Source organism: Pedobacter yulinensis, assembly GCF_003029735.1.
GTDB classification, from domain to species: domain Bacteria; phylum Bacteroidota; class Bacteroidia; order Sphingobacteriales; family Sphingobacteriaceae; genus Pedobacter; species Pedobacter yulinensis.
Map to the genome: position 1 here is coordinate 530,022 of NZ_KZ686269.1, position 24,475 is coordinate 554,496.

The 24,475-nt window shown below is 50.7% G+C and carries 20 protein-coding genes; 15 read left to right on the forward strand and 5 right to left on the reverse strand.

Annotated elements, in window-relative coordinates; genetic code table 11:
• Positions 1-7 precede the first annotated feature (7 nt).
• The 10 genes from C7T94_RS09655 to C7T94_RS09700 all read left to right on the forward strand — a co-directional run bounded on the left by C7T94_RS09655 (position 8) and on the right by C7T94_RS09700 (position 13,475).
• Positions 8-1,804, forward strand: coding sequence for a RagB/SusD family nutrient uptake outer membrane protein (locus tag C7T94_RS09655; protein WP_107215146.1), 1,797 nt, complete (start codon positions 8-10; stop codon positions 1,802-1,804).
• Positions 1,805-1,832: 28 nt separating this feature from the next.
• Complete coding sequence (locus C7T94_RS09660; protein WP_107215147.1) at positions 1,833-2,963, forward strand: SusE domain-containing protein; 1,131 nt, start codon at positions 1,833-1,835, stop codon at positions 2,961-2,963.
• Between the two features lie 90 nt (positions 2,964-3,053).
• Entirely contained in the window at positions 3,054-4,208 is a 1,155-nt protein-coding gene (locus tag C7T94_RS09665; RefSeq protein WP_107215148.1) for a glycoside hydrolase family 76 protein, read from the forward strand.
• On the forward strand, positions 4,208-5,791 hold the full coding sequence (locus tag C7T94_RS09670) for a glycosyl hydrolase family 28 protein (RefSeq protein ID WP_107215149.1): 1,584 nt from the start codon (positions 4,208-4,210) through the stop codon (positions 5,789-5,791). Before C7T94_RS09665 ends, C7T94_RS09670 begins: the two co-directional genes overlap by 1 nt.
• Before the next feature lie 6 nt (positions 5,792-5,797).
• On the forward strand, positions 5,798-6,928 hold the full coding sequence (locus C7T94_RS09675) for a glycoside hydrolase family 88/105 protein (RefSeq protein ID WP_107215150.1): 1,131 nt from the start codon (positions 5,798-5,800) through the stop codon (positions 6,926-6,928).
• Positions 6,929-7,026: 98 nt separating this feature from the next.
• Positions 7,027-8,964 carry a glycoside hydrolase family 97 protein gene (locus C7T94_RS09680; protein ID WP_107215151.1) on the forward strand — a complete coding sequence of 646 codons (1,938 nt, stop codon included), beginning with the start codon at positions 7,027-7,029 and terminating at the stop codon, positions 8,962-8,964.
• A gap of 355 nt (positions 8,965-9,319) precedes the next feature.
• Complete coding sequence (locus C7T94_RS09685; protein WP_107216046.1) at positions 9,320-9,892, forward strand: UbiX family flavin prenyltransferase; 573 nt, start codon at positions 9,320-9,322, stop codon at positions 9,890-9,892.
• Between the two features lie 80 nt (positions 9,893-9,972).
• Positions 9,973-11,292 (forward strand): tRNA (N(6)-L-threonylcarbamoyladenosine(37)-C(2))-methylthiotransferase MtaB, encoded by a 1,320-nt coding sequence (gene mtaB, locus C7T94_RS09690; RefSeq protein ID WP_107215152.1) that lies wholly within the window; start codon positions 9,973-9,975, stop codon positions 11,290-11,292.
• A 179-nt stretch (positions 11,293-11,471) separates the two neighbouring features.
• Positions 11,472-12,632: a prolipoprotein diacylglyceryl transferase gene (locus tag C7T94_RS09695; RefSeq protein ID WP_107215153.1), complete on the forward strand. Its 1,161-nt coding sequence runs from the start codon at positions 11,472-11,474 to the stop codon at positions 12,630-12,632.
• A 48-nt stretch (positions 12,633-12,680) separates the two neighbouring features.
• Entirely contained in the window at positions 12,681-13,475 is a 795-nt protein-coding gene (locus tag C7T94_RS09700; RefSeq protein ID WP_107215154.1) for an inositol monophosphatase family protein, read from the forward strand.
• 95 nt (positions 13,476-13,570) lie between these two features.
• Here C7T94_RS09700 and C7T94_RS09705 read toward each other — a convergent pair whose 3' ends face one another.
• The 3 genes from C7T94_RS09705 to C7T94_RS09715 form a co-directional block, all read right to left on the reverse strand.
• On the reverse strand, positions 13,571-14,122 hold the full coding sequence (locus C7T94_RS09705; RefSeq protein ID WP_107215155.1) for a NifU family protein: 552 nt from the start codon (positions 14,120-14,122) through the stop codon (positions 13,571-13,573).
• Positions 14,123-14,220: 98 nt separating this feature from the next.
• A complete protein-coding gene (gene purB, locus C7T94_RS09710; protein ID WP_107215156.1) occupies positions 14,221-15,567 on the reverse strand; it encodes an adenylosuccinate lyase in 1,347 nt (448 codons plus the stop codon).
• Positions 15,568-15,681: 114 nt separating this feature from the next.
• Positions 15,682-15,885 carry a hypothetical protein gene (locus tag C7T94_RS09715; RefSeq protein WP_107215157.1) on the reverse strand — a complete coding sequence of 68 codons (204 nt, stop codon included), beginning with the start codon at positions 15,883-15,885 and terminating at the stop codon, positions 15,682-15,684.
• Positions 15,886-16,024: 139 nt separating this feature from the next.
• Between C7T94_RS09715 and C7T94_RS09720 the strand changes: the two genes are divergently transcribed.
• The 5 genes from C7T94_RS09720 (at position 16,025) to C7T94_RS09740 (ending at position 19,818) form a co-directional block, all read left to right on the forward strand.
• On the forward strand, positions 16,025-16,591 hold the full coding sequence (locus C7T94_RS09720) for an RNA polymerase sigma factor (protein ID WP_107215158.1): 567 nt from the start codon (positions 16,025-16,027) through the stop codon (positions 16,589-16,591).
• 11 nt (positions 16,592-16,602) lie between these two features.
• Complete coding sequence (locus tag C7T94_RS09725; protein WP_107215159.1) at positions 16,603-17,703, forward strand: S1C family serine protease; 1,101 nt, start codon at positions 16,603-16,605, stop codon at positions 17,701-17,703.
• 83 nt (positions 17,704-17,786) lie between these two features.
• Positions 17,787-18,755 carry a DUF72 domain-containing protein gene (locus tag C7T94_RS09730; protein WP_107215160.1) on the forward strand — a complete coding sequence of 323 codons (969 nt, stop codon included), beginning with the start codon at positions 17,787-17,789 and terminating at the stop codon, positions 18,753-18,755.
• A gap of 60 nt (positions 18,756-18,815) precedes the next feature.
• Entirely contained in the window at positions 18,816-19,451 is a 636-nt protein-coding gene (locus C7T94_RS09735; protein ID WP_107215161.1) for a peroxiredoxin, read from the forward strand.
• 172 nt (positions 19,452-19,623) lie between these two features.
• Complete coding sequence (locus C7T94_RS09740) at positions 19,624-19,818, forward strand: cold-shock protein (protein ID WP_107215162.1); 195 nt, start codon at positions 19,624-19,626, stop codon at positions 19,816-19,818.
• Between the two features lie 68 nt (positions 19,819-19,886).
• On the opposite strand, the gene C7T94_RS09745 is transcribed toward C7T94_RS09740, so the two are convergent.
• Positions 19,887-22,895, reverse strand: coding sequence for a glycosyltransferase family 117 protein (locus C7T94_RS09745; protein ID WP_107215163.1), 3,009 nt, complete (start codon positions 22,893-22,895; stop codon positions 19,887-19,889).
• Positions 22,896-23,029: 134 nt separating this feature from the next.
• Positions 23,030-24,427, reverse strand: coding sequence for a sigma-54-dependent transcriptional regulator (locus tag C7T94_RS09750; protein ID WP_107215164.1), 1,398 nt, complete (start codon positions 24,425-24,427; stop codon positions 23,030-23,032).
• Positions 24,428-24,475 lie beyond the last annotated feature (48 nt).

The following is a 24,475-nucleotide window of genomic DNA, read 5'->3' on the forward strand; positions in this document are numbered from 1 at the left end:
CTCCATCATGAAAAAAATATTTATTCTCTTAGCAATCGGCATGGCAAGCTGCCTGTTTTCATGCCAGAAGGGTTTTCTGGACCAGGTACCTGATGACCGCCTGACAATCGACGATGTGTTTCAGCGCCGGGCCACAACCCTGCGTTACCTGGCCAATGTGTACTCCTACATTCGCAGCGATGTAGACTGGAACAGCGCAAACAGCCCCTGGGAAGGCCTGTCTGACGAAATTGACATCACGTATAATGATTACCCTACCTATTCCATGAACCTGGGCAACTGGGACCGCAATCTGGGCGATTACAATTACTGGAACCATTATTACCGCGGTATACGGGCCGCATCTTATTTTATTGATAACGTAGGGAAAAATCCCGAACTACAACCGGAAGAAATGGAACGCCTGAAGGCTGAAGCCCGTTTTCTCCGCGCCATGTATTATTTCATGATCATGCGGCAGTATGGCCCGGTGGTGCTGCTGCCTGAAACACCGCTGGCGCCCGATGCAACCATCGAGGAAATGAGTTTGCCCCGCAGTCCGTTTGATGTCTGTGTCGATTATGTAGCGGCGGAAATGGACAAGTCGCTCCCCGCGCTGCCTGTAAATGGCTCCACAACCGATGAATCGAACTATGGCCGCATTAACCGCGGCATGGTGCTGGCGTTTAAAAGCCGCATGCTCCTGTATGCGGCGAGTGCCCTGTACAATGGCAACACCGATTACGCTGGCTTCAAAAATCCGGATGGCACACAACTGATCAGCCAGGTGTACAACGCCGGTAAGTGGAAACGTGCATCTGATGCGGCTAAGGCGGTAATTGACCTGAATAATTACAGTCTGTACCGGGAAACCGACAATGCCGGCAACCTGAAACCTTATGAATCGCTGAAAAATGTCTTTTTACGCGACTGGAACAGTGAGATCATCATGGCACGCGTGGTAGGAACCATGTATGCGATTGACCAGAATGGCGCTCCGAAGAGGGTAGGCGGCTGGTCATCCTGGGGACCGACACAGCAGGCTGTCGATGCCTATTTCACCGCCAATGGCCGCAGCATTACAGACCCTGCCTCCAATTACTCGGAAACCGGTTACAGTACGAGTGGCAACAGTTATTATGATGCCGGCACATACAACATGTATGTAAACCGCGAGCCGCGCTTTTATGTGGCCATCACTTTTAATGGCAGCAAGTGGATCAACACCTCTTTCGGCACCAACGGGCAACCGATCACCATCCAGATGTTCCGCAACGGAAACAGCGGTAAAGACGGCGGCCGCAACTGGTCCAGAACGGGTTATGTAGTACGCAAAATGGTGAACCCGAGCAGCACACAAAACCCCTCGGTTACCCAGCAGCGAACAGAGGTATTGTTCAGACTGGCAGAGGTTTATCTGAATTATGCTGAAGCTTTGAACGAAGCCGAGCCAGGAAACGCCGATATTGTCAAATACCTGAACCTGATTCGCGAAAGAGCCGGCATACCGCAGTATGGGCCCGGCGCCGGACAGATTCCGGTACCCGCCACGCAGGATGCCATGCGCGAGGCGATCCGCAAGGAACGCCGTGTTGAGCTTGCCTTCGAGTACCACCGGTACTTTGATACCAGGCGCTGGAAAATTGCCGAACAGACAGACGGCGGGCCTTTTTACGGAATGGACATCGAAGCCACGACCACTGAGGCCTTTTCAAAGCGGGTCGTGTTTGAAACCCGCGTTTTCCATAAAAAGTATTACCTCTGGAATATCCAGCAAAGTGAACTGAACAAAGACAAAAACCTGGTCGGCAACCCAGGCTGGTAAGCCCTATATCCGATACAATTAGACCATTATGAAACCTATTTTCCATTATATTTCGCTGCTGATCCTGACTACGGTCCTGTTCAGCAGCTGCAAGAAGGAGCGGACCGATCTGGTTACCACGACCATAACACCCGCAAAAACGACCGGGCCTGCCGCCACGGCGCACGTTGTAGTTAGTCCGGCGAGTAATGCCGTCCTCACTTTTACCTGGGAGCCCGCCAAAACGGGCAATTATTCGGGGGTATTCTACGAAGTGCAATTTGATAAAGAGAACGGCAACTTCACAAAACCCATTTACCGCTCGGGAACAGGGCGGCAGAATGTTGAGCCCAAACTGGTGCTGTCGCACAAGGAAGTGAACAAACTTGCGTATGCAGCCGGCATACCTGAGCTGGCAACCGGAAAAGTGCGGTGGCGGGTGGTGGCCAGCAACGGCGTGATCGAAGCGTTTTCTGAGCCGTCTGTCATCAGCCTGGCGCGTCCGGCCGGCTTTGCAGAAAACCCTACCGATGTTTACCTGAGCGGCGAGGCGACCGAAACAGGAGCAGACCTGGCCAAAGCCATGAAGTTTAAGCGGCTGTCTGACGGCGTATTTGAATTGTATACGGCGCTTTCGCCAGGGTCGTACAAGCTGACAGACAAAACAAGCGGTACGCCTTTGACCTTCAGCGTCGACGGCGGGCTGCTTAAAGAAGCAGCTTCTGGCGCAAGCCCCGCGGCGGTTAAGACTGTATACCGGATCAATCTCGATTTCAATAAGTCGACCGCCGTGCTGACCGAAATCCAGTCGGCCGGGCTCTGGTTTGCTCCATACAACCGCATCCAGGCTACGCTCGCCTACGCCGGCCAGGGCGTGTTCAGGGCGACAGATGTCCAGGTTACCTGGAAACAGGAGACCTGGGGCAAGGACGAACGGTACAAATTCCGGGTCAGCGAAAAAGGACCGGCAGGCACCATCGCGGTGCGCAACTGGGGAAGCTCGAACAAAGACAACAGCCGGCCTACCTCAGGTACTGCGGCCAGCTATTTTTTCCTTCGGGAAGTCGACAACACGCAATACGATTATACATACAAATTCATGTCAGAATCGGAGAAGGCAGATATCGAACTGAATTTCGGCGCTTCGGCAGACTATACGCACAAAATCACCTTTAAATAAGACTTGGTTGTTGGTAGCCTCTCCGGTTACCCGGATGCCCCCCCGTCGGGTGGGGCCGGGGAGCTATTTTTTCGCCCTAAAAATACGATCATGAAGAAAAAACAATTTTTGGCGGCGACCTTCGCCGTCCTGCTGGCGCTGCAACTGCTTGTTGGCTGCGCAAAAGACGAGCGTGCGGTTGTTCCGCCCGAAAGTCAGCCCGTACTGGGTGAGGTAAACTGGTCTGCCGCGGCTGATGCCGGTCAAAATGCGCTGATGAATGAGTTTTATAACACAGGCGCCAACTACTTCAACCAGAACAATAATGGCCACACCGGCTTCAACTACTGGTGGAACGCCCATGCACTCGACGTGCTGGTCGATGCGTATGTGCGGACCAAAGACGTCAAATACAAAGAACGGATGACCGCGTTGCTGCAAGGCTGCTACGTAAAAAACGGGAATACCTACTGGAACACATTTTACGACGATATGGAATGGTGGGCACTGGCTTGCCTTCGTGCGTACGACGCGACCGGCGACCTGACCTACAAAACCATGGCCCGGCAATACTGGACCTGGATCAAGGTTGGCTGGAGCGATATCAAGAACGGCGGCATTGCCTGGGCATCAGGCTCAAAGGATTCCAAGAACGCCTGCTCGAATGCCCCGGCCGTTATTATCGCCTGCAGGTTATACCAGCTTGATAAACAGGAAGACGACCTGGTCTGGGCAAAGAAAATCTACACCTGGTTGAAAACTTATGTGGTCGACGGATCCCGCGGGCTGGTCTGGGATGCGCACGGCAACAAGAACGAAGACAACATCTATACTTATAACCAGGGCACCTGGGTGGGTGCGGGGATGGAGCTTTACCGCATAACCAAAGACCGTGCGTACCTCGACGACGCTGTACGCAACGTAAACTACCTCATCAACGACGGATCGAAATTTTCACCGCGGGGCGTACTTAAGGGAGAGAACACCGGCGACGGCGGCCTGTTTAAAGGGATATTTATTCGGTACATGGCCGAACTTACTGCCAGCGGATTCCTGGATTCCTACACACAAATGCTGTACCTCGATTACCTGAAGCTGAACGGGCAATCGCTTTTTCACCGGGCTGTCAAAGCGCCGGAGAATATTTTTGGTCATGATTGGTTCAGTCGGCCTGCTTCAAAAAATGCCGACTGCTCGGTGCAGCTCAGCGGTGTCATATTATTTGAATCGCTCGATGGTCTTAAACGGCTTAAACTGCTGAAATAATGCGCGAAACAGACCATCAGCAATTATCTTTTCGCCTTTGTGCGCTGCTCTGCCTGCTGCCCTTCGCGGTTTTTAGCCAGGCACAGGTGGTCAGTTATCCGTTGCCGCCTATCTACCGTACTTCGGCACATTATACATTGAAGGCCGGCGGTACCCCCGTTCCTGTGACCGCTTGCAATGGCAAATACGATTATGCCCATTTTTCAATGGCCGGCCGGGAAACCGAAATCAGAATTACCGTGCTGAAAGGCTGGCCGTCGCGCTGGCGCATTAGCCCCGCCCGGACCGGTATCTGCGCAAAACGGAAGGGGTCAGACCTGGTTTTCAACCTGCCGAAAGATGCGTACCTGATCATTAAACTAAACAACCTGCCGGAGCTCGTTATTGCTGCAGACCCGCTTGAGAAAGATGTTCCACCGCCCGCAGGGAGCGGGATTTTTAATGTTGCAGACCGTTACCACGCCGACCAGACCGGGAAAACCCTTGCCACGGCGGCCGTTCAAAAGGCCATAGATGATGCCGCGGCATTTCGCAACGGAACGGTTTACGTGCCGCCGGGCGTTTATAAGCTCGGTAACCTGAAATTGAAAAGTAACACCCGGGTGTACCTGGCCGGCGGGGCAGTGTTCCTCTTTAGCGGTCGCCGTGAAGACTATACCATCCATGCACGCAAGAAATCGCAGAACCGGGACCTGACCTGGTGGATCAGCACAGACAGCGGCGCCCATGACATCAAACTGTTTGGCCGCGGAACACTCGATGGAAACGGTAAGTACGCAACGGAAACCGGCCGCGTCGGCAACCACATCCTGGCCATTATGCATGGCAACCGTTTTGTGCTGGACGGGCTGGTGATCCGCGAGTCGGGGGCCTGGGCTGTTATACCCACGCGTTCAAAAAACATACGACTCAAAAATTTCAAGCTCTTTAACCGATTTGACATGGGCGAGAACGATGGGGTCGATGTCATGGAATCGCGCAATGTGCGTATTGAACATGCGATTGGCATTGCGCTCGACGACCCCTTCTCGACAAAGACCTGGGAGCAGGACACCGATCTTTGCCGCAATTGGCCGGGCCGGCCGCTTCCACAGCGCAACATTCTTTTCCGTGACCTGCTTTCCTGGACGTATTGTTACGGTTACAAGATCGGACAAGGGGTGCTGCAGCCACAGCAAGACATCACTTTTAAAGATTGCGTGGTGTATGACGCCGCCGTTGGCATTGGCGTGCACCACAAATGGGGAACGCAGCCGGTTACCGGCGTCAGGTTCAGAAACATTGAGGTGGAGCGGTTGAGTTACCAGAATGATGACCACCGCACCTGGGGCGTGTTTTTTATGCAGAATGGCGACAAAAAGGGCAGCGGGCCCATTGCCGGGCTGAGCCTGGAGAACATTAGAATTTATGACGCCGGCCGCTCGCCTGCAAAATTGAAAGGCCTGAGTCAGCAGCGCATGGTGAGCCGGGTCAGGTTCAGGAATGTCCGGATGCCGGCCGCCGCCGCAGCGGCGAAGACGCTAAAAGAAATGAACGTTACCGATACCGCCTTTGTAACAGACATCAAGATTTTAACCAGATAACAACACATGAATAAAACCAATTACATTTTGATAACCTTGCTGCTCGCTGCCGTCAGCCTGGCAGCCCGGGCGCAGTCCGTGCATTTCCGCGACCTGCCAGCAGGTGCAGACCCGCGCCAGGTCGGAAAACTGCTGAGCAGGCATTTCCTGGAAACACCGCACACCAATTTCGGCATGCCCGGCCCCCCGGGCACGATCACCTACTCAGAGGTATGCGCCTGGTACGGTGCCTTGAAGTTTGCAGGCCTTACCGGCGACAAAACACTACGCAATGGATTAGAGGCGCGGTTCAGGCCCCTGCTGTATGAAAAGAAGAACATGCAGCCCAAACCTGACCATGTAGACCCGAATGTTTTTGGCTCGCTGCCGCTCGAGCTTTACATGCAAAACGGCTACCAGCTTTACCTGGAAATGGGAAAATGGTTTGCAGACCAGCAATGGACACTGCCTGTGCGTGCAAATGCTTCACAGCGTCGACTGCATGAGCAGGGCCTGAGCTGGCAAGCGAGGCTATGGATCGATGACATGTACATGGTGAACAACCTGCAGTGCCAGGCCTTTCGCGCCACAAAAGACCCCAGGTATACCAATCGTGCTGCCGCGCAAATGGTACTTTATCTCGATTCCATCCAGCGTCCCAACGGACTTTTTTATCACGCACCCGATGTGCCTTATTTCTGGGGCAGGGGCAATGGCTGGATGGCGGCCGGAATGACCGAACTTCTGACCTCGTTACCGCAGAAAAACCCGCACCGCGCCCGCATTCTTGCAGCATACCAGACCATGATGGAATCCCTGCGTAGGTACCAGACGCCGGGCGGTATGTGGCTGCAGCTCGTAGACGATCCTGCTTCCTGGGCTGAAACATCAGGCACCGGTATGTTTGCATTCGCCCTCATTACCGGCGTAAAGAAAGGCTGGCTGGACGAAAAAATTTATGGGCCGGTGGCCAGGAAAGCATGGATTGCCTTGTGCAATTACATCGAGCCGAATGGCGACGTGCGGGAAGTCTGCCAGGGAACCAACAAACAGAACAGCAGACAATATTACCTGGACCGCAAACGCCTTACGGGCGACATGCACGGCCAGGCACCTGTGCTCTGGTGTGCATTTGCGCTGCTGGATAACAGCAGGTAATCAACCTAAGCTCAATTTAATTATCTTAGTTTCGTTGCTCAAACGATTTTGCAACGGCTCACTGCCATTTTTCGACCATATATTATACCACCTTCAATATGAAATATTTAGTTATAACAGCATTTTTAATTGGCCTGGGCGCTGCCGCTCAGGCACAGCAGTACGCACTTCAATCGCCCGACAAACAGATAACTGTGAGCCTGAATGTCGGTAAAACCATTACATATGCCGTGAATCAGGACGGCAAAGCACTCGTACAGCCCTCAGCAATCGGCTTATTGACCAACCGGAACCCCACCGGGGTCTGGAAAGTGAAGAAGCGCAGCACCAGGACTGTTGATGCCACGCTGAAACCGGTTGTCTGGGTAAAGAGTGAAACCATCAGGGACCACTACAACCAATTGGTTCTGGATTTTGGCCATGGCCTGTCTCTGGAATGGCGGGCCTTTAACGACGGCGTGGCCTGGCGCTGGGTTTCGGCATTAAAGGGTCCATACAAAGTGCTGGCTGAAACAGCCGAGTTTAGTTTTTCGCCAGGCACGCGCAGTCTTTTTCCGAAAGAGGATGGCTTTTTCTCACACAATGAACGGGCGTACAAGAACTACAGCGTAGATAGCCTGGACCAGAAACTAGCCAGTTTACCTGCACTTTTCGATGTAGGCGGCACCAAGCTGGTTCTGACCGAGTCAGACCTCTGGAACTATGCAGGCATGTGGATCAAAGGCAATGCTTCAGGAAAAGTAGATGCCGTTTTTCCGCACCATGCTGCGCAGAAGAAGGTGACGAGCGACCGGGATGAACGGGTTGAAAAATACGATGATTTCCTGGCCACGCTCAACGGGCCGAAAAACTTTACCTGGCGGGTACTCATGATCAGCCGCAACGACCGGGACATCCTGAGCAATCAGCTGGTTTATCAGTTGGCCAGCCCTGCTGCAGGCGATTTTTCATGGGTAAAGCCGGGCAAGGTGCAGTGGGACTGGTGGCACTACAACAACATTTACGGCGTTGATTTCGAGTCAGGTATTAATAACAATACCTATAAATATTACATTGATTTCGCTTCGAAATACAAAATACCCTATGTGCTCCTGGATGAAGGATGGTGTGACACCCGCGATCTGACGAAACAGGCGCCGGGAATTGACGTGGCCGAGCTGGCCGCTTACGCGCGCAGCAAAAACGTTGACCTGCATTTGTGGTCGAGCTGGCTGGTGCTGGACAAACAGCTGGATCTGGCTCTTGACCAGTTCGAAAAGTGGGGCATAAAGGGCATCAAGGTCGATTTTATGCAGCGCGACGACCAGGATATGGTAAACTATTATGAAAAGATAGCCGCGGCAGCTGCAAAACGCAAACTGATGGTCGATTTCCATGGGGCGTATAAGCCGACCGGCTGGATCCGCACCTGGCCCAATGTAATGACATCTGAAGGGGTACTGGGCAACGAGATCAGCAAATTTGCCGGCAGTATCGATCCAGACCATACCACAACCATTCCGTTTATCAGGATGGCCGCCGGACCAATGGATTTTACGCCAGGAGGGATGCTGAATGTACAGAAAAAGGCCTTTGCAGCTGTTCCTTCCGAGCCCATGACCCTTGGCACCCGTTGTAACCAGCTGGCCATGTATGTAGTCTACGAAAGTCCGCTGCAAATGCTGTGTGATATCCCGACGCATTATTACCGAGAACCCGAGGCCATGGAGTTCCTGCAGGCGGTGCCCACCACCTGGAAGCGCACCGTTCCGCTGCAGGCGAAAATTGGTGACTACGTTGCTGTGGCGCGGCAGGCCGCAGACGGCGACTGGTACATCGGTGCCATGACAGACTGGACCGCCCGCGAACTGGAATTGGACCTGTCATTCCTGCCTGACGGAAAATTTAAGATGCTGGTTTGGAAAGATGGAGTGAATGCAGATAAGAACGCCAAAGATTTTAAGCAGGAAGTCATGCGTGTCAGCAAAACCTCGAAGGTGAAAGCTCACCTGGCAAAGGGTGGGGGTTACGTAGCCAGACTTGTTGCAGACCGCTAACGGCAAGGCAGTTACCCGGGTAAAAAATGGGGCCGCATGGCGAAATGACGACTTGTTGAGATGATTTTCCGGCCGCTGTTCCGGCGATTCAGCCGGGAATTTTCTGGTCGGGTAACTGCCCGGGCAAGAAAAATATGCTTCAACTTGCTTAAAAAGGTGTTTTTTTTACTTTCATAATTTCACATTTTTTAACAAAAAAATTCTGTCTAACATTTTAAGATCCAAATATTCTTCTTTATATTTGGGCTTACCCTTTCGGGGGTATGTTTTTCATAGGTAGATGTAGGGTCGAATACGAGTATTCGGCCCTTTTTTTATGAAGGACCACCGGCGCAAATTCCGGTTTTTCCAGGCGATGGACAGAAAGAAAAAATTGATTGTAGCCGTTACGGGAGCAAGCGGCGCTGTGTATGCGAAAGTTTTGCTGGACCAGTTGCTGGCGTTGTCTGACCAGCTCAGGGAAGTGGGCGTGGTGATGTCTGACAATGCCCGCCAGGTTTGGGAATATGAGCTTGGAAACCGTTATTTCGACAATTATCCTTTTACGTTTTACGGTAAGAACGATTTCAATGCACCTTTTGCCTCGGGATCGGCAAGGTATGAAACGATGGTTATCGCACCCTGCTCGATGGGTACCCTGGGCCGTATTGCGGGCGGTATTTCAAATGACCTGATTACCCGCGCTGCCGATGTGATCCTCAAAGAACGCCGCAGGCTGATAGCCGTTGTACGCGACACCCCTTTTAACCTGATCCATATCGAAAACATGCGAACGGTGACGCTGGCCGGCGGTATCATCTGCCCCGCAAATCCCTCATTTTACAGCCTGCCGTCCTCAATAGAGGAAGTAGCCGGAACGGTTGTAAGCCGCGTGCTTGACCTGGCAGGTTTCGACGTACCGGGCTACCGGTGGAATGAAGGGGACTAGGTCTTCCTTTTGTAAGTTGTAACCGCTTCAGGTCGATTTCCTTTGTAAAACCTTATCTTTGCCATTCTTTTGTGTTCAGGATGAAAAAAGTTGCTTTTTATACGCTTGGCTGTAAGCTTAATTTCTCAGAAACATCGACCATTGGGCGTCTTTTTACCGATGCCGGTTATGGTGTGGTGGGTTTCACAGAAAAGGCAGACGTTTATGTGATCAACACATGTTCGGTAACAGACCATGCCGATAAAAAATGCCGCAAGGTCGTAAAAGAGGCGCTTAAACATTCGCCAAATGCCTACGTGACTATTGTGGGTTGTTATGCGCAGTTAAAGCCGCAGGAAATAGCTGAAATAGAGGGTGTTGATATGGTACTCGGCGCAGCCGAAAAATTCAGGATCATCGACTTTATTGATGACCTGACCAAGAAGCCAAAAGCGGTTGTGCACCAGCAAAGCATTGAGAAGGTGAACAGCCAGTTTATTGCTGCTTATTCTATTGCCGACCGCACACGTACCTTTTTGAAGGTTCAGGACGGCTGCGATTATCCCTGTACATATTGCACCATTCCGTTGGCGCGTGGTGCCAGCCGCAGCGATACCATAGAAAATGTTGTAAACCGCGCACGAATGATCGCAGAAAGCGGCGTAAAAGAAATTGTGCTGACCGGTGTGAACCTGGGCGATTTCGGTATCAGGAACGGGGAGCGCGAAGATAAATTTTTTGACCTCGTTCAGGCACTTGACCAGGTGGATGGCATTGAGCGGTTCCGCATTTCTTCGATAGAGCCGAACCTGCTCAGCAATGAGATCATTGAATTTGTGGCGCGTTCAAAACGTTTTGTTCCCCATTTTCACATCCCCCTGCAGTCGGGCTCAGACAAGATCCTGGGCCTCATGCGCCGGCGCTACCGCCGCGACCTGTATGTAGAGCGGGTGGCAAAGATTCGCGAGGTTATGCCCGATTGCTGCATTGGCGTAGACGTAATTGTGGGTTTTCCCGGCGAGACCAGGGAAGACTTTTTAGATACCTATAATTTCCTGAACAACCTGGAAATTTCATACTTACATGTGTTCACCTATTCTGAGCGTGAAGATACGCTGGCTGCCGAAATGCCGGGCGTGGTACGTGGGGCAGAACGAAACGAACGCAGCAAGATGCTCCACATCCTTTCAGATAAAAAGCGGCGTGCTTTTTACGAATCGCAGCTCGGCAAAGCTGCCGAAGTGTTGTTCGAATCTGATGTGAAAGACGGGTACATGCACGGTTTCAGCAAAAATTATGTGAAGGTGCGTGCCAAGTACGATCCGCTCCTTGTGAACGAACTGAAAGCCGTCAGCCTGCAGGCCATTTCGGCCGATGGAGACGTTGAAGTGGCAGAGCTCAGCGCGTACGCGGTGCATTAACCATGGCCTGTCCGGGCAACTCCGCGCGGCAGAACAGACGAATGCGCGAAACACAGCTGTCTTGTATGCAAAGGGTGCTGCTAAACCGGCAACGCGATATGTTTGCGGCTACATCCGGTTAACCCTCAGGTGAACACCAATTCAAAGCGAATTCCTATATTCGCAACAAACAAGAAAAAATGTTTCCAACCGTTTCGCACTTCCTGGAATACCTGCTCGGTGTTCAGATTCCGCTTCCCTTTAACACCTTCGGTATGTTCGTTGCCCTGGCATTTATTGCGGCTTATTGGGTGTTTTCCAAAGAACTGCAGCGCAAGGAAGCCGAAGGTCTAGTGCATCCTTTCAAGAAAAAAGTAGTGACTGGTGCACCTGCTTCTGTGGGCGAACTGACGCTGAATGCGGTTTTCGGATTTGTGATCGGATTCAAACTGGTGTACGCCATTTTTAACTACCAGGAATTTGTCAGTGATCCGCAGAACGCTTTGATGTCATGGAAGGGCAGCTGGCTGGGCGGCCTGGCTCTGGGCGCGTTTTTTGCCTGGTGGGATTACAAAGAAAAGCAGAAAACCCGGCTCGAAAAGCCCATAACCAAGGAAGTGCTGGTGCATCCCTATGAAGTGATGAGTACCATTGTGGTATGGGCGGCGGTTTGGGGATTTTTGGGCGCGAAGATTTTTGACTCGCTTGAATATTGGGATGATTTCGTTAAAGACCCGATAGGCAGGTTAACGTCATTCAGCGGACTGACCTTTTACGGCGGTTTGATTTGTGGCGGTGCAGCGGTGCTGTACATTGCGCGCAAGAACGGCATTAAGCCGTTGCACATGCTTGATGTGGGCGCACCTGGCATGATGGTTTCTTACGCTGTCGGCAGAATGGGCTGCCATTTCTCTGGTGATGGCGACTGGGGTATTGTCAATACAAACCCGAAGCCCTTCGGCTGGCTGCCAGATTGGCTGTGGGCCTACCGTTACCCGCACAATGTTGTGGGTGAGGGCGTACCGATTCCCGGTTGCGTGGGCAGGTTCTGTAACCAACTGCCCGAACCGGTCTATCCGACGGCCGTCTATGAGGCCATCGTTTGCCTGATTCTGTTTGCAGTCATCTGGCAAATGCGCCACCGGATCAAGGTTCCAGGTATGCTGTTCGGTATTTACCTAATCATGAATGGCCTTGAGCGCTTCTTTATTGAACTGATCCGCGTCAACTCTAAATACCATGTGGCCGGTCTCTCGTTTACACAGGCAGAATTCATTTCGACCCTGTTGGTGATCGGCGGCATCGCGCTTGTGCTGTGGTCTTCAAAGAAGGCAAAGGCAGCGGTTTCAGTAAAACGCTAGCGCCCGGCGGCGCTGCGGTTACGCGCTATTTTATTAAGATACTTACACATGAACTACGAACTGATTTGCAACAAGGTGATCGCCGTAGCCAGGCTTGCCGGGAATTTCATCCGCAGGGAAGCCATGCTTTTTGATGCCTCACGTATAGAATATAAGGGACTGAACGACATGGTTTCTTATGTCGACAAAACCGCCGAACAGAAAGTGGTGGCTAATTTATCAAAATTGCTTCCTGAGGCCGGTTTCATCACGGAAGAGAATACGGTGAATATTTCAGGTGAAAACTATACCTGGATCATCGACCCGCTGGACGGCACGACCAATTTTATTCACGGCATACCCACTTATGCCGTCAGCATTGCGCTATACGAAGAAGACAAGCCGGTGGTCGGGGTAGTTTATGAAATCAACAGGGGTGAGATGTTCTATGCCTATAAAGGTGGGGCAGCTTACCTGAACAAAAAAGAAATCGTGGTTTCGCAGCGTGACACGCTGGCTTCAAGCCTGCTGGCTACAGGTTTTCCGTATTACCAGTTTGACAAGCAGCCGCAATACATGAACCTGTTCGCGCAGATGATGCGCGAGTGCCACGGCCTGCGCAGAATCGGTTCGGCGGCCACAGATCTTATTTATGTGGCCTGCGGCAGGTTCGAGGCGTTCTTTGAATACAACCTGCAGCAATGGGATTTTGCGGCAGGTGCGTTCATTGTGCAGCAGGCCGGCGGAGAGGTTTGTAACTTTTCTGGGGGAAGCGATTACTTCAATACGCGCGAAATTCTGGCAACCAACGGACGGGTAACCAAAGAGATTCTGAAGGCGATTGAGACGCATTTTGGCCAATAGCGCGTGCGCTATACGGCGGCGAGACGTAGGCATACTTTAAAAAAAAAGCAGCACCGGCAAAACCGGTACTGCTTTTTTTATGAATGAGGATGTGTTTACAAAGCTTCAGAAACCACATCTTTTACCTCTGGAACCATGCGCTGCAGCAGGTTCTGGATGCCAGATTTAAGGGTAATGGTTGACGAAGGGCAACCGCTGCATGATCCGCGCAGTTCTACCGTTACCACGCCTTCTTCGAACGATTTGTAATTGATGGCACCGCCATCCTGTTCAACCGCAGGGCGAACATAATCATGAAGAATTTGCTGGATCTTAATTTCGGTTTCGGTACCCTGGAATTCAGGCGCTTCTTCCGGCGAAGCCTCTTTGATCTTCAGCTCAGACTCGACCGCACCTTTTACAAATTCTTTTAAAATGGGTTCCAGGTCTTCCCAGTCCGCATCGCCGGTCTTGGTGACGGTTACGAAATTGCTGGCAAAAAAAACGCCGCTCACAAAGTTAAATTTGAACAGTTCCCGTGCGAACGGCGAATGTTCAGCGCTTTCCCGGCTCGGAAAATCTTCGCTTCCATTGATCAGAAGCTTGTTAACCATGAACTTCATGGTAGCCGGGTTTGGAGTAGGTTCTGTATATACGTTGATCGTCATGTTGCGTTCAGTTTTAAAGTAGACAAAATTACTTAAAAACAGATTAAGGCCTATGGCTCAGCTGTCTGAATAACGTCAATTTTGTCCGGACCCGCGCCCTAAAAAATACCAGTATAGTTGAAGGGACTAATGGCCTGCAACTCTGTTTTAACCCGAGGTTCCACATCCAGTTTCTCAATAAAGGCTGCAATGCTCTGCGCGTTGATCTTTTGGTTGGTTCGTGTCAGGTCTTTCAGTGTTTCGTATGGGTTGGGATAGTTTTCACGGCGCAGCACGGTTTGAATGGCCTCGGCTACAACAGCCCAGTTGTCTTCAAGATCCTGGTTCAGTGCATCCTGGTTCAGCAGCAGTTTATCGAGTCCGCGCAGGGTAGACCGGATGGCAATGATCGAATGGCCAAAAGGAACACCGATGTTACGCAGTACGGTAGAGTCCGTCAGGTCGCGCTGCAATCGTGATACGGGCAGTTTAGCGGCGAAAAATTCGAATAACGCGTTGGCGATACCTGCATTGCCTTCAGCATTTTCGAAATCGATCGGGTTAACCTTGTGCGGCATGGCCGAAGAGCCGATTTCGCCCTCTTTAATTTTTTGTTTAAAATAGTTTTTAGATATGTAGGTCCAGATGTCGCGGTCCAGGTCGATCAGGATGTTGTTGATGCGTTTAAGCGCATCACACTGAGCTGCGAACTGATCGTAATGCTCTATTTGCGTGGTGTATTGTGCGCGGCTGAGACCAAGCGCCCGGTTAACGAACCGGTTTGAAAAGTCTACCCAGTCTATTTGCGGGTAGGCAATGTGGTGCGCATTGAAATTCCCGGTAGCACCACCGAATTTCGCGCTATGGCTGATCGATTTCAGGCTGGCCAGCTGAACGTCTAAGCGTTCTGCAAATACGGCGAACTCTTTGCCGAGTTTGGTCGGGGATGCGGGCTGTCCGTGTGTATGGGCCAGCATCGGGATGTCTTTCCAGTCACTGGCCAGCGCCTTAACGCGGCCGATCAGGCTTTCTATAGCAGGATAATAACTTTCTTCGAGGGCGGCTTTTACCGAATACGGGATTGCCGTGTTGTTAATGTCCTGGGAGGTGAGTCCGAAATGGATAAACTCTTTGAATGCGTCGAGCCCGAGGGTTTCAAATTTGCCCTTAATAAAATATTCGACAGCCTTGACGTCGTGGTTTGTAATGCGTTCGGTCGCTTTAACGGCGGCCGCATCATCTTCTGAAAAAGCAGAATAGATTTCACGCAGGCTGGCAAAACGGCTGCTGTCGAAAGACTCCAGCCCGGGCACCTGTGCTTCGCAAAGCGCAATAAAGTACTCGATTTCAACAAAGACGCGGTATTTAATGAGTGCTGCTTCAGAAAAAAAAGCAGAAAGCTGTTCAGTGGTTTTGCGGTAGCGCCCGTCGATCGGCGAGATGGCCTGAAGCGGTGATAGATCCATTTGCTGCGGTTTTATTTTGCAGCAAAGGTAGTTTTTTTTGATAAACGCAATGGGCGGTGCATAAAAAAACCCGGCTGCAATTTGCAGCCGGGTTTTTTATCGATTGGCTAAAAACTAGTGTTTAGCAACAGTGTCAGTAGTAGTTTTGGTAACAGTAGTGTCAGTTACAGTAGTGTCAGTAACGTTAGTGTCAACTACAGTAGTACCGCTGTCAGTAGTAGCAGTGTCAGTACCTTCACCTGATTTCTCAGAGTTACAAGCAGCAACTGACAATGAAAGAGCGAAAGCCAAAAATCCGAATTTAAATAAGTTTTTCATTTTAATTTTTATTAATGTGATTAATCAATTTACCGTTAATACGCCGATTTGAAAAAGGTAACCCACCACCCTGAAAAAAAATTAAAAAATATTTTTTGCCTATCATTGGGTTACCATTTACCTGAATATGTATTAATTGATGTATAAAGCCTTGAACAGTTCGTTGCCTACAGATAGAGAAGTGGTTTTAGGGATTCTGAATAATTCAGATGAGACCCTGAACAAACTGTACCGCGGTTACTTTCCGATGATCCTGCAGTTTATTCTCAATAACAATGGGAATGAAGATGATGCGAAGGATGTTTTTCAGGAGTCGGTCATTGTTCTTTACAACAAGATCAAAGCGGGCGATTTTGAACTGAGCAGCAAGCTGAAAACCTATATCTATTCAGTTTGCAGGCGAATATGGTTGAAGCGGCTTGCCCAGGACCATAAAAAGACAAACAACATCAACGATTATGAAGATGTGCTGATTGTTGATGATGACCTGGAGAAGCATGACGAACAGGACCGCCGGCTCAAAAAGATGAACGAAGCGCTGGAAGGCCTTGGCGAACCCTGCAAGACCATTATTCAGGATTTTTATTTGAACAACTTGTCCATGCAGGACATTAGCGAAAAGTTTGGCTATACCAATACTGATAATGCCAAAACGCAAAAGTACAAATGCCTGCAGCGACTGAAGAAGATATTTTTTAACGGTTAATTAAGGATTACATGAGACGTGATTTGGAACTGGACGCAATCATAGAAGATTACCTGAACGGCAAGCTCAGCGCCGCCGAACAGGAGGCGTTCGAGCAGTTGAGAAGCAATGATCCTGAAGTGGACGAAAAAGTCGTATCGCACAAATTGTTTCTTGAGGCGATGGGTGAATATGCTGCCCAACGCGAACTGCTTGATAAAATGGATCAGATCCATGCCGATATGGACGTAACCGGTCTGTCTGCAAAGCTTGGCCCGCATCCTTCAAAAATTGTCAATTTCTGGCGGCGCAACCGCATGGGCATTGCCGTCGCGGCATCCTTTATCCTGCTGTGCTCCATGGTCGTTGAAAACTACCTGCGGCAAAGCAAACAGGTAGGTTCTTATGAGCAGCTGGACCGGAAGATCGAAAAGGTAAAGCGGTCACAGGACAACCTGATCCGTACGGTGAACTCTGCCGCTGCTGCAGACCCTGAGGCAAGTCTTAAGCCCGGCAGTTTCGGCGGTACCGGTTTTGCCATTTCTGCGAATGGGTATGTGCTGACGAATTACCACGTGATCAGCGGTGCAGACTCCCTTTACCTGCAGAATAACAACGGCGACTCGTTCCGTGCAACTCCCGTGTTTACCGACAGCCAGAATGATATTGCCATTCTTAAGATTGATGATAAAAATTTTTCTGCCTTCGCGGCGCTTCCTTACACGCTTAAAAAGGGAAAGACAGGAATCGGCGAGGTTGTTTACACCCTTGGTTTTCCAAAAGATGATGCGGTTTTGGGCGAAGGTTATGTAAGTTCTGTTACTGGTTTCAACAGCGACTCGATACAATACCAGGTGGCCGTTCCGGTTAATCCTGGAAACAGCGGCGGCCCGCTGTTAGACAATTCTGGCAACATTGTAGGCATGATCAGCGGCAAGGACAACCGTCCTGACGGTGCCGCCTTTGCTGTTAAGTCAAAATACATTCTTGAGGCGATCAACTCGATCCCCGCAGATTCACTTAATAAAAAGATCGCTGTTTCTAAACGGAACCTGCTTTCGGGCCTGAAACGCACCCAACAGGTAGAGAAATTGCAGGACTATGTTTTCATGGTCAAAGTATATAAAGATTAACTCCCAACAAATTAATAGCTGACCCCAAAACCAAACAGCGGTTTTGGGGTTTTTTATTACCTTCAGATTCTCAGATCAATACAATGGAATTCGGAAAAGTACCGGCCGCAGAACTTGCGGCGATCGATTTTACCTTGCCTTCGGATGGCGCCTCCGTCGCAGCGTTGCTGCCCGGCCAGCCCCACCGCGATGCGGCGTTTTACGTTGGCTGCGCCAAATGGGGACGCAAGGAGTGGAAAGGCATGCTCTATCCGCAGAAGGTTAAAGAAGCCGATTTCCTGGACGAATATGTCAAACATTTCAACTCGATTGAAATGAATGCGACCTTTTATGGCGTACCGAGCGAAGAGCAGGTACTCAAATGGCGGGAAAAGACAACCGCCAGCAACAAAGACGGGTTTATCTTCGTTCCGAAATTCTCGAGAACGATTTCTCATATTCGCCGGCTTAACAACGCCGGGGCTGATACCGACCAGTTTCTGAAGAATATATCCGCCTTTGGCAGTTACCTGGGCCCTGTATTTCTGCAGCTGAGCGACAATTTCGGCCCAAAGAGTTATGATGTGCTGGAAAACTACCTGCAGCACCTGCCGCAAGATTTGCGGGTATTTGTCGAGTTGCGGCACCAGGAGTGGTTTGCAGACCAAAACATGCGGCGGCAGACCCTGGAAATGCTGGAGCGGCAGCAAAAAGGACTGATCATGACAGATACCAGCGGCAGGAGGGATCTGCTGCACATGGAGCTGACAATTCCCGAGGCCTTTATCCGCTTTGTAGGCAATAACGACGCCGCTTCAGACCGCAAACGCATTGACATGTGGGTAGCGCGCCTGGAGCAGTGGCTGAAAGCTGGTTTACAGCGGGTCTATTTTTTCCTGCACCAGCATGATGAAAGCGATACCCCCCGGATCGCCGCGTACACCATCGATCTGTTTAACCGGTACCTGGGCAGCAACATCAGTCCACTGGTTCTGAACGAGCCCGTGCCTTCGCCGGAGGCGAAAAAGCAGACGAAGAGAAATGACGGTCAGGAAACTTTATTCCAGCTCTGATTTTGTAATTTTAAGCTTACCGTTACTTAGTATAATTTTAAACCTTTAAAAACGATCATTATGAGCATCAGATTAGGAGATACTGCTCCCAACTTTCAGGCTGCCACATCAATTGGTGAAATAGATTTCTACGAGTATCTTGGCGACAGCTGGGGCGTGTTGTTCTCGCACCCGGCCGATTACACGCCGGTATGCACCACCGAGCTGGGCCGGACCGCCTCGCTTAAAAACGAGTTTGAAAAGCGAAATGTGAAAGTCCTGGCCCTGAGTGTAGACACAGCAGAGTCGCATAAAGGCTGGATCAACGACATCAATGAGACCCAAAATACAGCAGTGGAGTTTCCCATTATCGCAGACCCGGACCGCACGGTTGCGAATTTATATGACATGATCCACCCGAACGCCTCAGAGACGCTGACTGTACGCTCGCTCTTTGTGATCAGCCCGGACAAGAAGGTCAAGCTGATCATCACCTATCCGGCATCTACCGGCCGCAATTTCAACGAGGTACTGCGCGTCATTGACTCTTTGCAGCTGACGGCTGAGTACAGTGTGGCCACACCGGCCGATTGGCAGGATGGCGACGATGTGATCGTGGTAAACAGCATCAAAACAGAAGACATTCCGGCCAAATTTCCGAAAGGGCACCAGGTTGTAAAACCGTACCTGCGCACCACACCCCAGCCAAATAAATAGAAAAAATAGATTTTTTTTGTTAAAACTCTGTGTCTCTATAAGATTCAAAGTATTGTGCTATATTTGAGAAGCCTCCATCAATTAAATCTAATGCCTGACCAGTTTTTTCCCGGTTCAGTAAACGGTTTAAGTATAAAGGCCTAACTAAATTTAAATTCTTATCGTATAACTTATGGAAACGGGAAAAGTTAAATGGTTCAATACCCAAAAAGGTTTTGGTTTCATTGTTTACAACGGCAAAGACATTTTTGTTCATTTTAAAGATGTGCAAGGTGGCATTACCGGGATTAAAGAAAATGATGATGTCGAATTCGAGATTGCCGACGGCAAAAAAGGACCACAGGCTGTTAAGGTGAAGAAAATCTGATACCTTGCATACAAAGAATCAGAAGGCCCCCGGCAACAACCGGGGGCTTTTCTTATTTGTGTGCATGATTAGCCAAGATTTCTCTGAAAGACGGCTTCAAGGCGGCCGAAGATTTTTTCAATGTTCTCTGCCCTGGTGCGATCGCCATGAAGTGTGCAGACGCGGGCAAGCCCGTTGAGCACGTACATGCCGCGCTGAATATCACTCACAAAACGCTGTTGCCCTTCAGGCTCTTTCCGGGCTATCCAGTCCAGCTCTTTTTCCAGGAAGGCAGCGGTCTCGTCAGTGATTTTTGTGGCTTCTGCATGCTGGTCTGCCTTCCGCAGGTTTTCCACGAGCAGTAATTTGCCAAGTGTGTCGGCAATGGAACGGTTGCGCAGCGGCAGGCCCTTTAATGCTGTGCGCAATACGGTCGACGCCTGGGCCTTTTTACCGTCCCGAAGCAGGTTTGCCGCCAGGGTGTTGTACAGGTTCCAGGCACCGGAAGCCACACGCCGGCTTTCGGGGTCAAGGTAAGAAGCAGTTTTGAACCCAGCCAAGGAAAACCTGCTAGTCAGGTTCTTATACATAGGCGTATCATTGGTGCGTTCCTCTTTTTGTTTCTGATCTGTTTCTCCGGCTTTCAGGGGCAGCAGGCGAAACGCATAACCTTCCAGGTACAAGTATTTATCCAGGCCCAGGTAAGTGTCATTGCTTACCGAAGTGGAAAAATAAACCGGTCTTTTCCAGTTGTTGTGCACGAGCAGGTCGATCATGGCCAGGTCAGCCTTGCCGGCAAATTTGCCATTAAATTCCCATTCCATTTTCGTGGTCACCTGAGATCTATCATGGAAAGTACCCGTTTGCACAACCTGTTCGGGATCTACCTGCAGGCTAAACCGGCGGGTAGGGAGAAAATTCATGAAACTGCCATCGTTCATTTGTACCTGGTCTTCGGTATGGTCAGAGCTCATCACGGCGAGCAGATCGCTCAGCTCCACGCTGTCTTTCAGCCCATAATCAACGTAAGGAAAATAGTCGCGTACACCTGCCACGATCTTTTTATGCGGAAGGGCCATGGGAAGGGGAGCCGACCGGTTGGACCACCGCCGCATTTGGCTGATGTACGAGGGATCTGACAGGAATTGCCGGTTTACCACCCTGACATCGGTCCGGATGCCTTCTACTTCCTGAGCATACCAGAGCGGAAAGGTGTCATTGTCGGCATTCGTTATGAGGATGGCATTGGGGGCGCAGGAGTTCAGGTAGTTTTTTGCCCAGTCAAGTGCAGTCGTTTTACCAGTGCGGTTGTGGTCGTTCCAGCCCTGGCAAACCATCAGCAAAGGCACGGAAGTCAAACAGGCGAGTCCGCTCAGCACCGGGCTCAGCTTTGCAGGCATAAGTTTGGCAAACAGGTTACGTACAGCGAACGAACCGATACCGATGAACATGCAGAAGGCATAAAATGATCCCACATAAGCGTAATCACGCTCCCGTACCTGTAAGGGGTCCTGGTTCAGGTAAACAATAATGGCAACACCGGTACAAATAAACAGGGTGCCGATAACCAGAGCCTGCTGCCGGTTTCGCCTGAATACATAGATGGCACCTGCTATGCCAAGCAGGAACGGAAGGGCAAAATAGGTATTCCTTCCCTCGTTTTCGGCCAGGCTGGGTGGCAGGTTGTTTTGGCTGCCAAGCCGCAGCGCATCAACTGGTTTGATGCCGGTAATCCAATTGCCTTCAATGGCACTTCCCTGGCCCTGCTCGTCGTTCTGGCGGCCCGAAAAGTTCCACAGAAAATAACGCCAATACATAAAACCAAGCTGGTAAGAGCTAAAAAATTTCAGGTTGTCGGCTACCTGTGGTTGCTGGTTTTCTGACAGACCCAACCATGACCGGTAAAATTGAATGTGATCTGGGCGTGAGCTGTAGACGCGCGGAAACACGCCATTCCGGTCGTACTCAGTCTTAAAGGTCTCTCCGGCGACTTCATAACGCTCGTCACCTTTACGGTACAGTTTGCCTGTTATTTTAGATCCGGTAACTGCGGCGTCGAAATATTGCCCGTAAATGAGCGGTTTTTCTTCATACTGCGTACGACCCAGGTACTCGTGCAGTGCCAGCGGATGTTCGGGATTTGAAAGGTTAACATTCGGCTGCGCCTGCGCGCGGATCAAGATCATGAAATATGAGCTGTAACCGAACAGGATAAATGTGAGGCAAAGCAGCCCCAGGTTCAGCGCATATTTTTTGCGTTTTACGGAATGATAGAGTGCTGCGGCCAGCGAAGCAACGACCGCAAGCAGGAAAACAACGGCGCCGGTACCAAAGCCAAGGTTCAAGGTGTTCACAAAGAAGATGTCTGTGCGTGCTGCCAGCAGCACCAGGTACTGGACAATGCCTACCTGCACAAGGCCAAGCAATAGCAGGGCAAGCAGGAGTGCCCTTGCAACGCCCCAGAATTGTGGCCGCTCAGCTTTTTTAAAATACCAGACCAGGGTAACAGCCGGTATGGCAAGCAGGCTGAGAAGGTGAACACCGATCGATAGGCCGATCAGGAATGCAATAAAAATAAGCCAGCGGTCATTTGAACTGTTCTCCCATTTCAGGATCGCCCAGAAAACCAGGGCGGTGAACAGCATAGACAATGCATAGACTTCTGCTTCGACTGCCGAGAACCAAAATGTATCTGAAAAAGCAAACGCCAGTGCACCGACCGCGCCCGCAAATATGATGCTGGCCGTCTCGGTGCGGCTAGGGCTTTCGGCGGCCTTGCCGGTAATTTTCAATCCGATGGCATTGATGGTCCAGAACAGGAGCATGACCGTGGCCGCACTGGCAAAGACCGATAAAAAGTTGATCCAGTAAGCCACTTTGGCAGTGTTGCCAAACGAAAGGAGCGAAAAAAGTTTGCCGATCATCAGGTAGAGCGGGGCACCAGGCTGGTGGCCAACTTCCATTTTGTAAGAAGCGGCCAGGAATTCGCCACAGTCCCAGAAGCTGACCGTAGGCTCCATGGTCAGCCAATAAGTCAACGCCGCGATCAGGAATATTCCTGCTCCGGCGAGGTTGTTAGCGCGTTTAAAAAGCTGCATGCGGATGGTTTTTAGGTTCCACCAAATGTAGCCTGAAACGATGCCTCAGGTTGTTAAAAATTGTTAAAGAATGTTAAATGTGCGTGCAGGTCAGTCAGTTAGCACCGGGAGTGCCGGCCTGCACGCACAATAGTTTATTCTGAACGCTTGAGTCCGAATTTTTCGATCTTGCTGTACAGATGGCTGCGCTGGATGTCGATTTCGTCTGCCGTTTTGGAAACGTTCCAGTTATTTTTTTCCAGTTTGAATTTGATGAACTCCCGCTCTGCGAAGTCTTTGTAGTCCTGAAAGTTGTTGAAACTGTCATAGTTTGCAATGGCTTGCTGCGGGGCAGCTGCGGCGTGCGGCGTTGCCGCGCCAATGTTGGTGCCGCCGCCCGGATTGGCAAATGCACGTACATCATGTTCAGTGATTACACGGTCGCTCAGAATGATCAGGCGTTCAATCATGTTGTGCAGCTCACGAACGTTGCCCGTCCAGGGCAGCGCCTGCAGTGCGGCCATGCCTGCGTCGTTGATCTTTTTAACAGGCATGCCATACTCGCCGCAAATCTCTTCCAGAAAACTCTGCGCAATAACCGGGATGTCTTCAATGCGTTCGGTCAGGTGCGGAACGTGGATGTTGATCACGTTCAGACGGTGATACAAGTCCATGCGGAAGTTACCATCTTCAATCTCTTTCAACAGGTCTTTGTTGGTAGCGGCAAGTACCCGCACGTTGACCTCGATTTCTTTCTCGCCGCCTACACGGGTAATTTTATGCTCCTGCAGGGCCCGAAGTACTTTAGCCTGCGCAGAGAGGCTCATATCGCCGATCTCGTCCAGGAATAACGTACCGCCGTTCGCCTGCTCAAATTTACCGATGCGTTGTTTTACGGCCGAGGTGAACGAGCCTTTTTCATGGCCAAAAAGTTCGCTTTCTATAAGTTCTGAAGGGATTGCGGCGCAGTTCACTTCGATAAGCGGGTTGTCGGCGCGGTTTGACTTTTCGTGTAACCAGCGTGCCACGAGTTCTTTACCGCTGCCGTTAGCCCCGGTGATCAATACGCGTGCATCGGTCGGTGCCACACGTTCGATCGTTTCTTTGATCCTGAAGATGCTTTCAGACTCGCCAAGAATGTGGCGGGTTTTACTGGCTTTCCGCTTGAGGACCTTAGTTTCGGTGACGAGTGTACCTCGGTCCAGGCCGTTCCGAACGGTAATGAGCAGCCGGTTCAGATCGGGCGGTTTCGAGATGAAATCGAAGGCGCCTTTTTTGCTTGCCTCGATGGCAGTTTCAACCGTCCCGTGACCGGATATCATGATAAAGGGAAGATCAGGTTTAAAGGTCAGTGCCTGTTCAAGCACCTCCATCCCGTCCATCTTGTTCATTTTTATGTCGCACAGCACGAGGTCGAAGTTTTTTTTCTGGATCAGCTCCAGGCCGTCGATACCGTTGTCTATGTCTTCAACTTCATAATTTTCATACTCCAGGATTTCCCGTAAAGTACTTCTGATCGCGCGTTCATCGTCGATGATCAAAATTTTAGCCATGCGTTATTTTTTGATTACGTGTGAGACTACGAATTTATACCCTTTTTT

What these genes read in the sequence shown, in the direction of transcription:
- C7T94_RS09655 (WP_107215146.1), top strand. Translation starts at nt 8, where the DNA reads ATGAAAAAAATATTTATTCTCTTAGCAATCGGCATGGCAAGCTGCCTG.
- C7T94_RS09660 (WP_107215147.1), top strand. Translation starts at nt 1,833, where the DNA reads ATGAAACCTATTTTCCATTATATTTCGCTGCTGATCCTGACTACGGTC.
- C7T94_RS09665 (WP_107215148.1), top strand. Translation starts at nt 3,054, where the DNA reads ATGAAGAAAAAACAATTTTTGGCGGCGACCTTCGCCGTCCTGCTGGCG.
- C7T94_RS09670 (WP_107215149.1), top strand. Translation starts at nt 4,208, where the DNA reads ATGCGCGAAACAGACCATCAGCAATTATCTTTTCGCCTTTGTGCGCTG.
- C7T94_RS09675 (WP_107215150.1), top strand. Translation starts at nt 5,798, where the DNA reads ATGAATAAAACCAATTACATTTTGATAACCTTGCTGCTCGCTGCCGTC.
- C7T94_RS09680 (WP_107215151.1), top strand. Translation starts at nt 7,027, where the DNA reads ATGAAATATTTAGTTATAACAGCATTTTTAATTGGCCTGGGCGCTGCC.
- C7T94_RS09685 (WP_107216046.1), top strand. Translation starts at nt 9,320, where the DNA reads ATGGACAGAAAGAAAAAATTGATTGTAGCCGTTACGGGAGCAAGCGGC.
- mtaB (WP_107215152.1), top strand. Translation starts at nt 9,973, where the DNA reads ATGAAAAAAGTTGCTTTTTATACGCTTGGCTGTAAGCTTAATTTCTCA.
- C7T94_RS09695 (WP_107215153.1), top strand. Translation starts at nt 11,472, where the DNA reads ATGTTTCCAACCGTTTCGCACTTCCTGGAATACCTGCTCGGTGTTCAG.
- C7T94_RS09700 (WP_107215154.1), top strand. Translation starts at nt 12,681, where the DNA reads ATGAACTACGAACTGATTTGCAACAAGGTGATCGCCGTAGCCAGGCTT.
- C7T94_RS09705 (WP_107215155.1), bottom strand. Translation starts at nt 14,122, where the DNA reads ATGACGATCAACGTATATACAGAACCTACTCCAAACCCGGCTACCATG.
- purB (WP_107215156.1), bottom strand. Translation starts at nt 15,567, where the DNA reads ATGGATCTATCACCGCTTCAGGCCATCTCGCCGATCGACGGGCGCTAC.
- C7T94_RS09715 (WP_107215157.1), bottom strand. Translation starts at nt 15,885, where the DNA reads ATGAAAAACTTATTTAAATTCGGATTTTTGGCTTTCGCTCTTTCATTG.
- C7T94_RS09720 (WP_107215158.1), top strand. Translation starts at nt 16,025, where the DNA reads ATGTATAAAGCCTTGAACAGTTCGTTGCCTACAGATAGAGAAGTGGTT.
- C7T94_RS09725 (WP_107215159.1), top strand. Translation starts at nt 16,603, where the DNA reads ATGAGACGTGATTTGGAACTGGACGCAATCATAGAAGATTACCTGAAC.
- C7T94_RS09730 (WP_107215160.1), top strand. Translation starts at nt 17,787, where the DNA reads ATGGAATTCGGAAAAGTACCGGCCGCAGAACTTGCGGCGATCGATTTT.
- C7T94_RS09735 (WP_107215161.1), top strand. Translation starts at nt 18,816, where the DNA reads ATGAGCATCAGATTAGGAGATACTGCTCCCAACTTTCAGGCTGCCACA.
- C7T94_RS09740 (WP_107215162.1), top strand. Translation starts at nt 19,624, where the DNA reads ATGGAAACGGGAAAAGTTAAATGGTTCAATACCCAAAAAGGTTTTGGT.
- C7T94_RS09745 (WP_107215163.1), bottom strand. Translation starts at nt 22,895, where the DNA reads ATGCAGCTTTTTAAACGCGCTAACAACCTCGCCGGAGCAGGAATATTC.
- C7T94_RS09750 (WP_107215164.1), bottom strand. Translation starts at nt 24,427, where the DNA reads ATGGCTAAAATTTTGATCATCGACGATGAACGCGCGATCAGAAGTACT.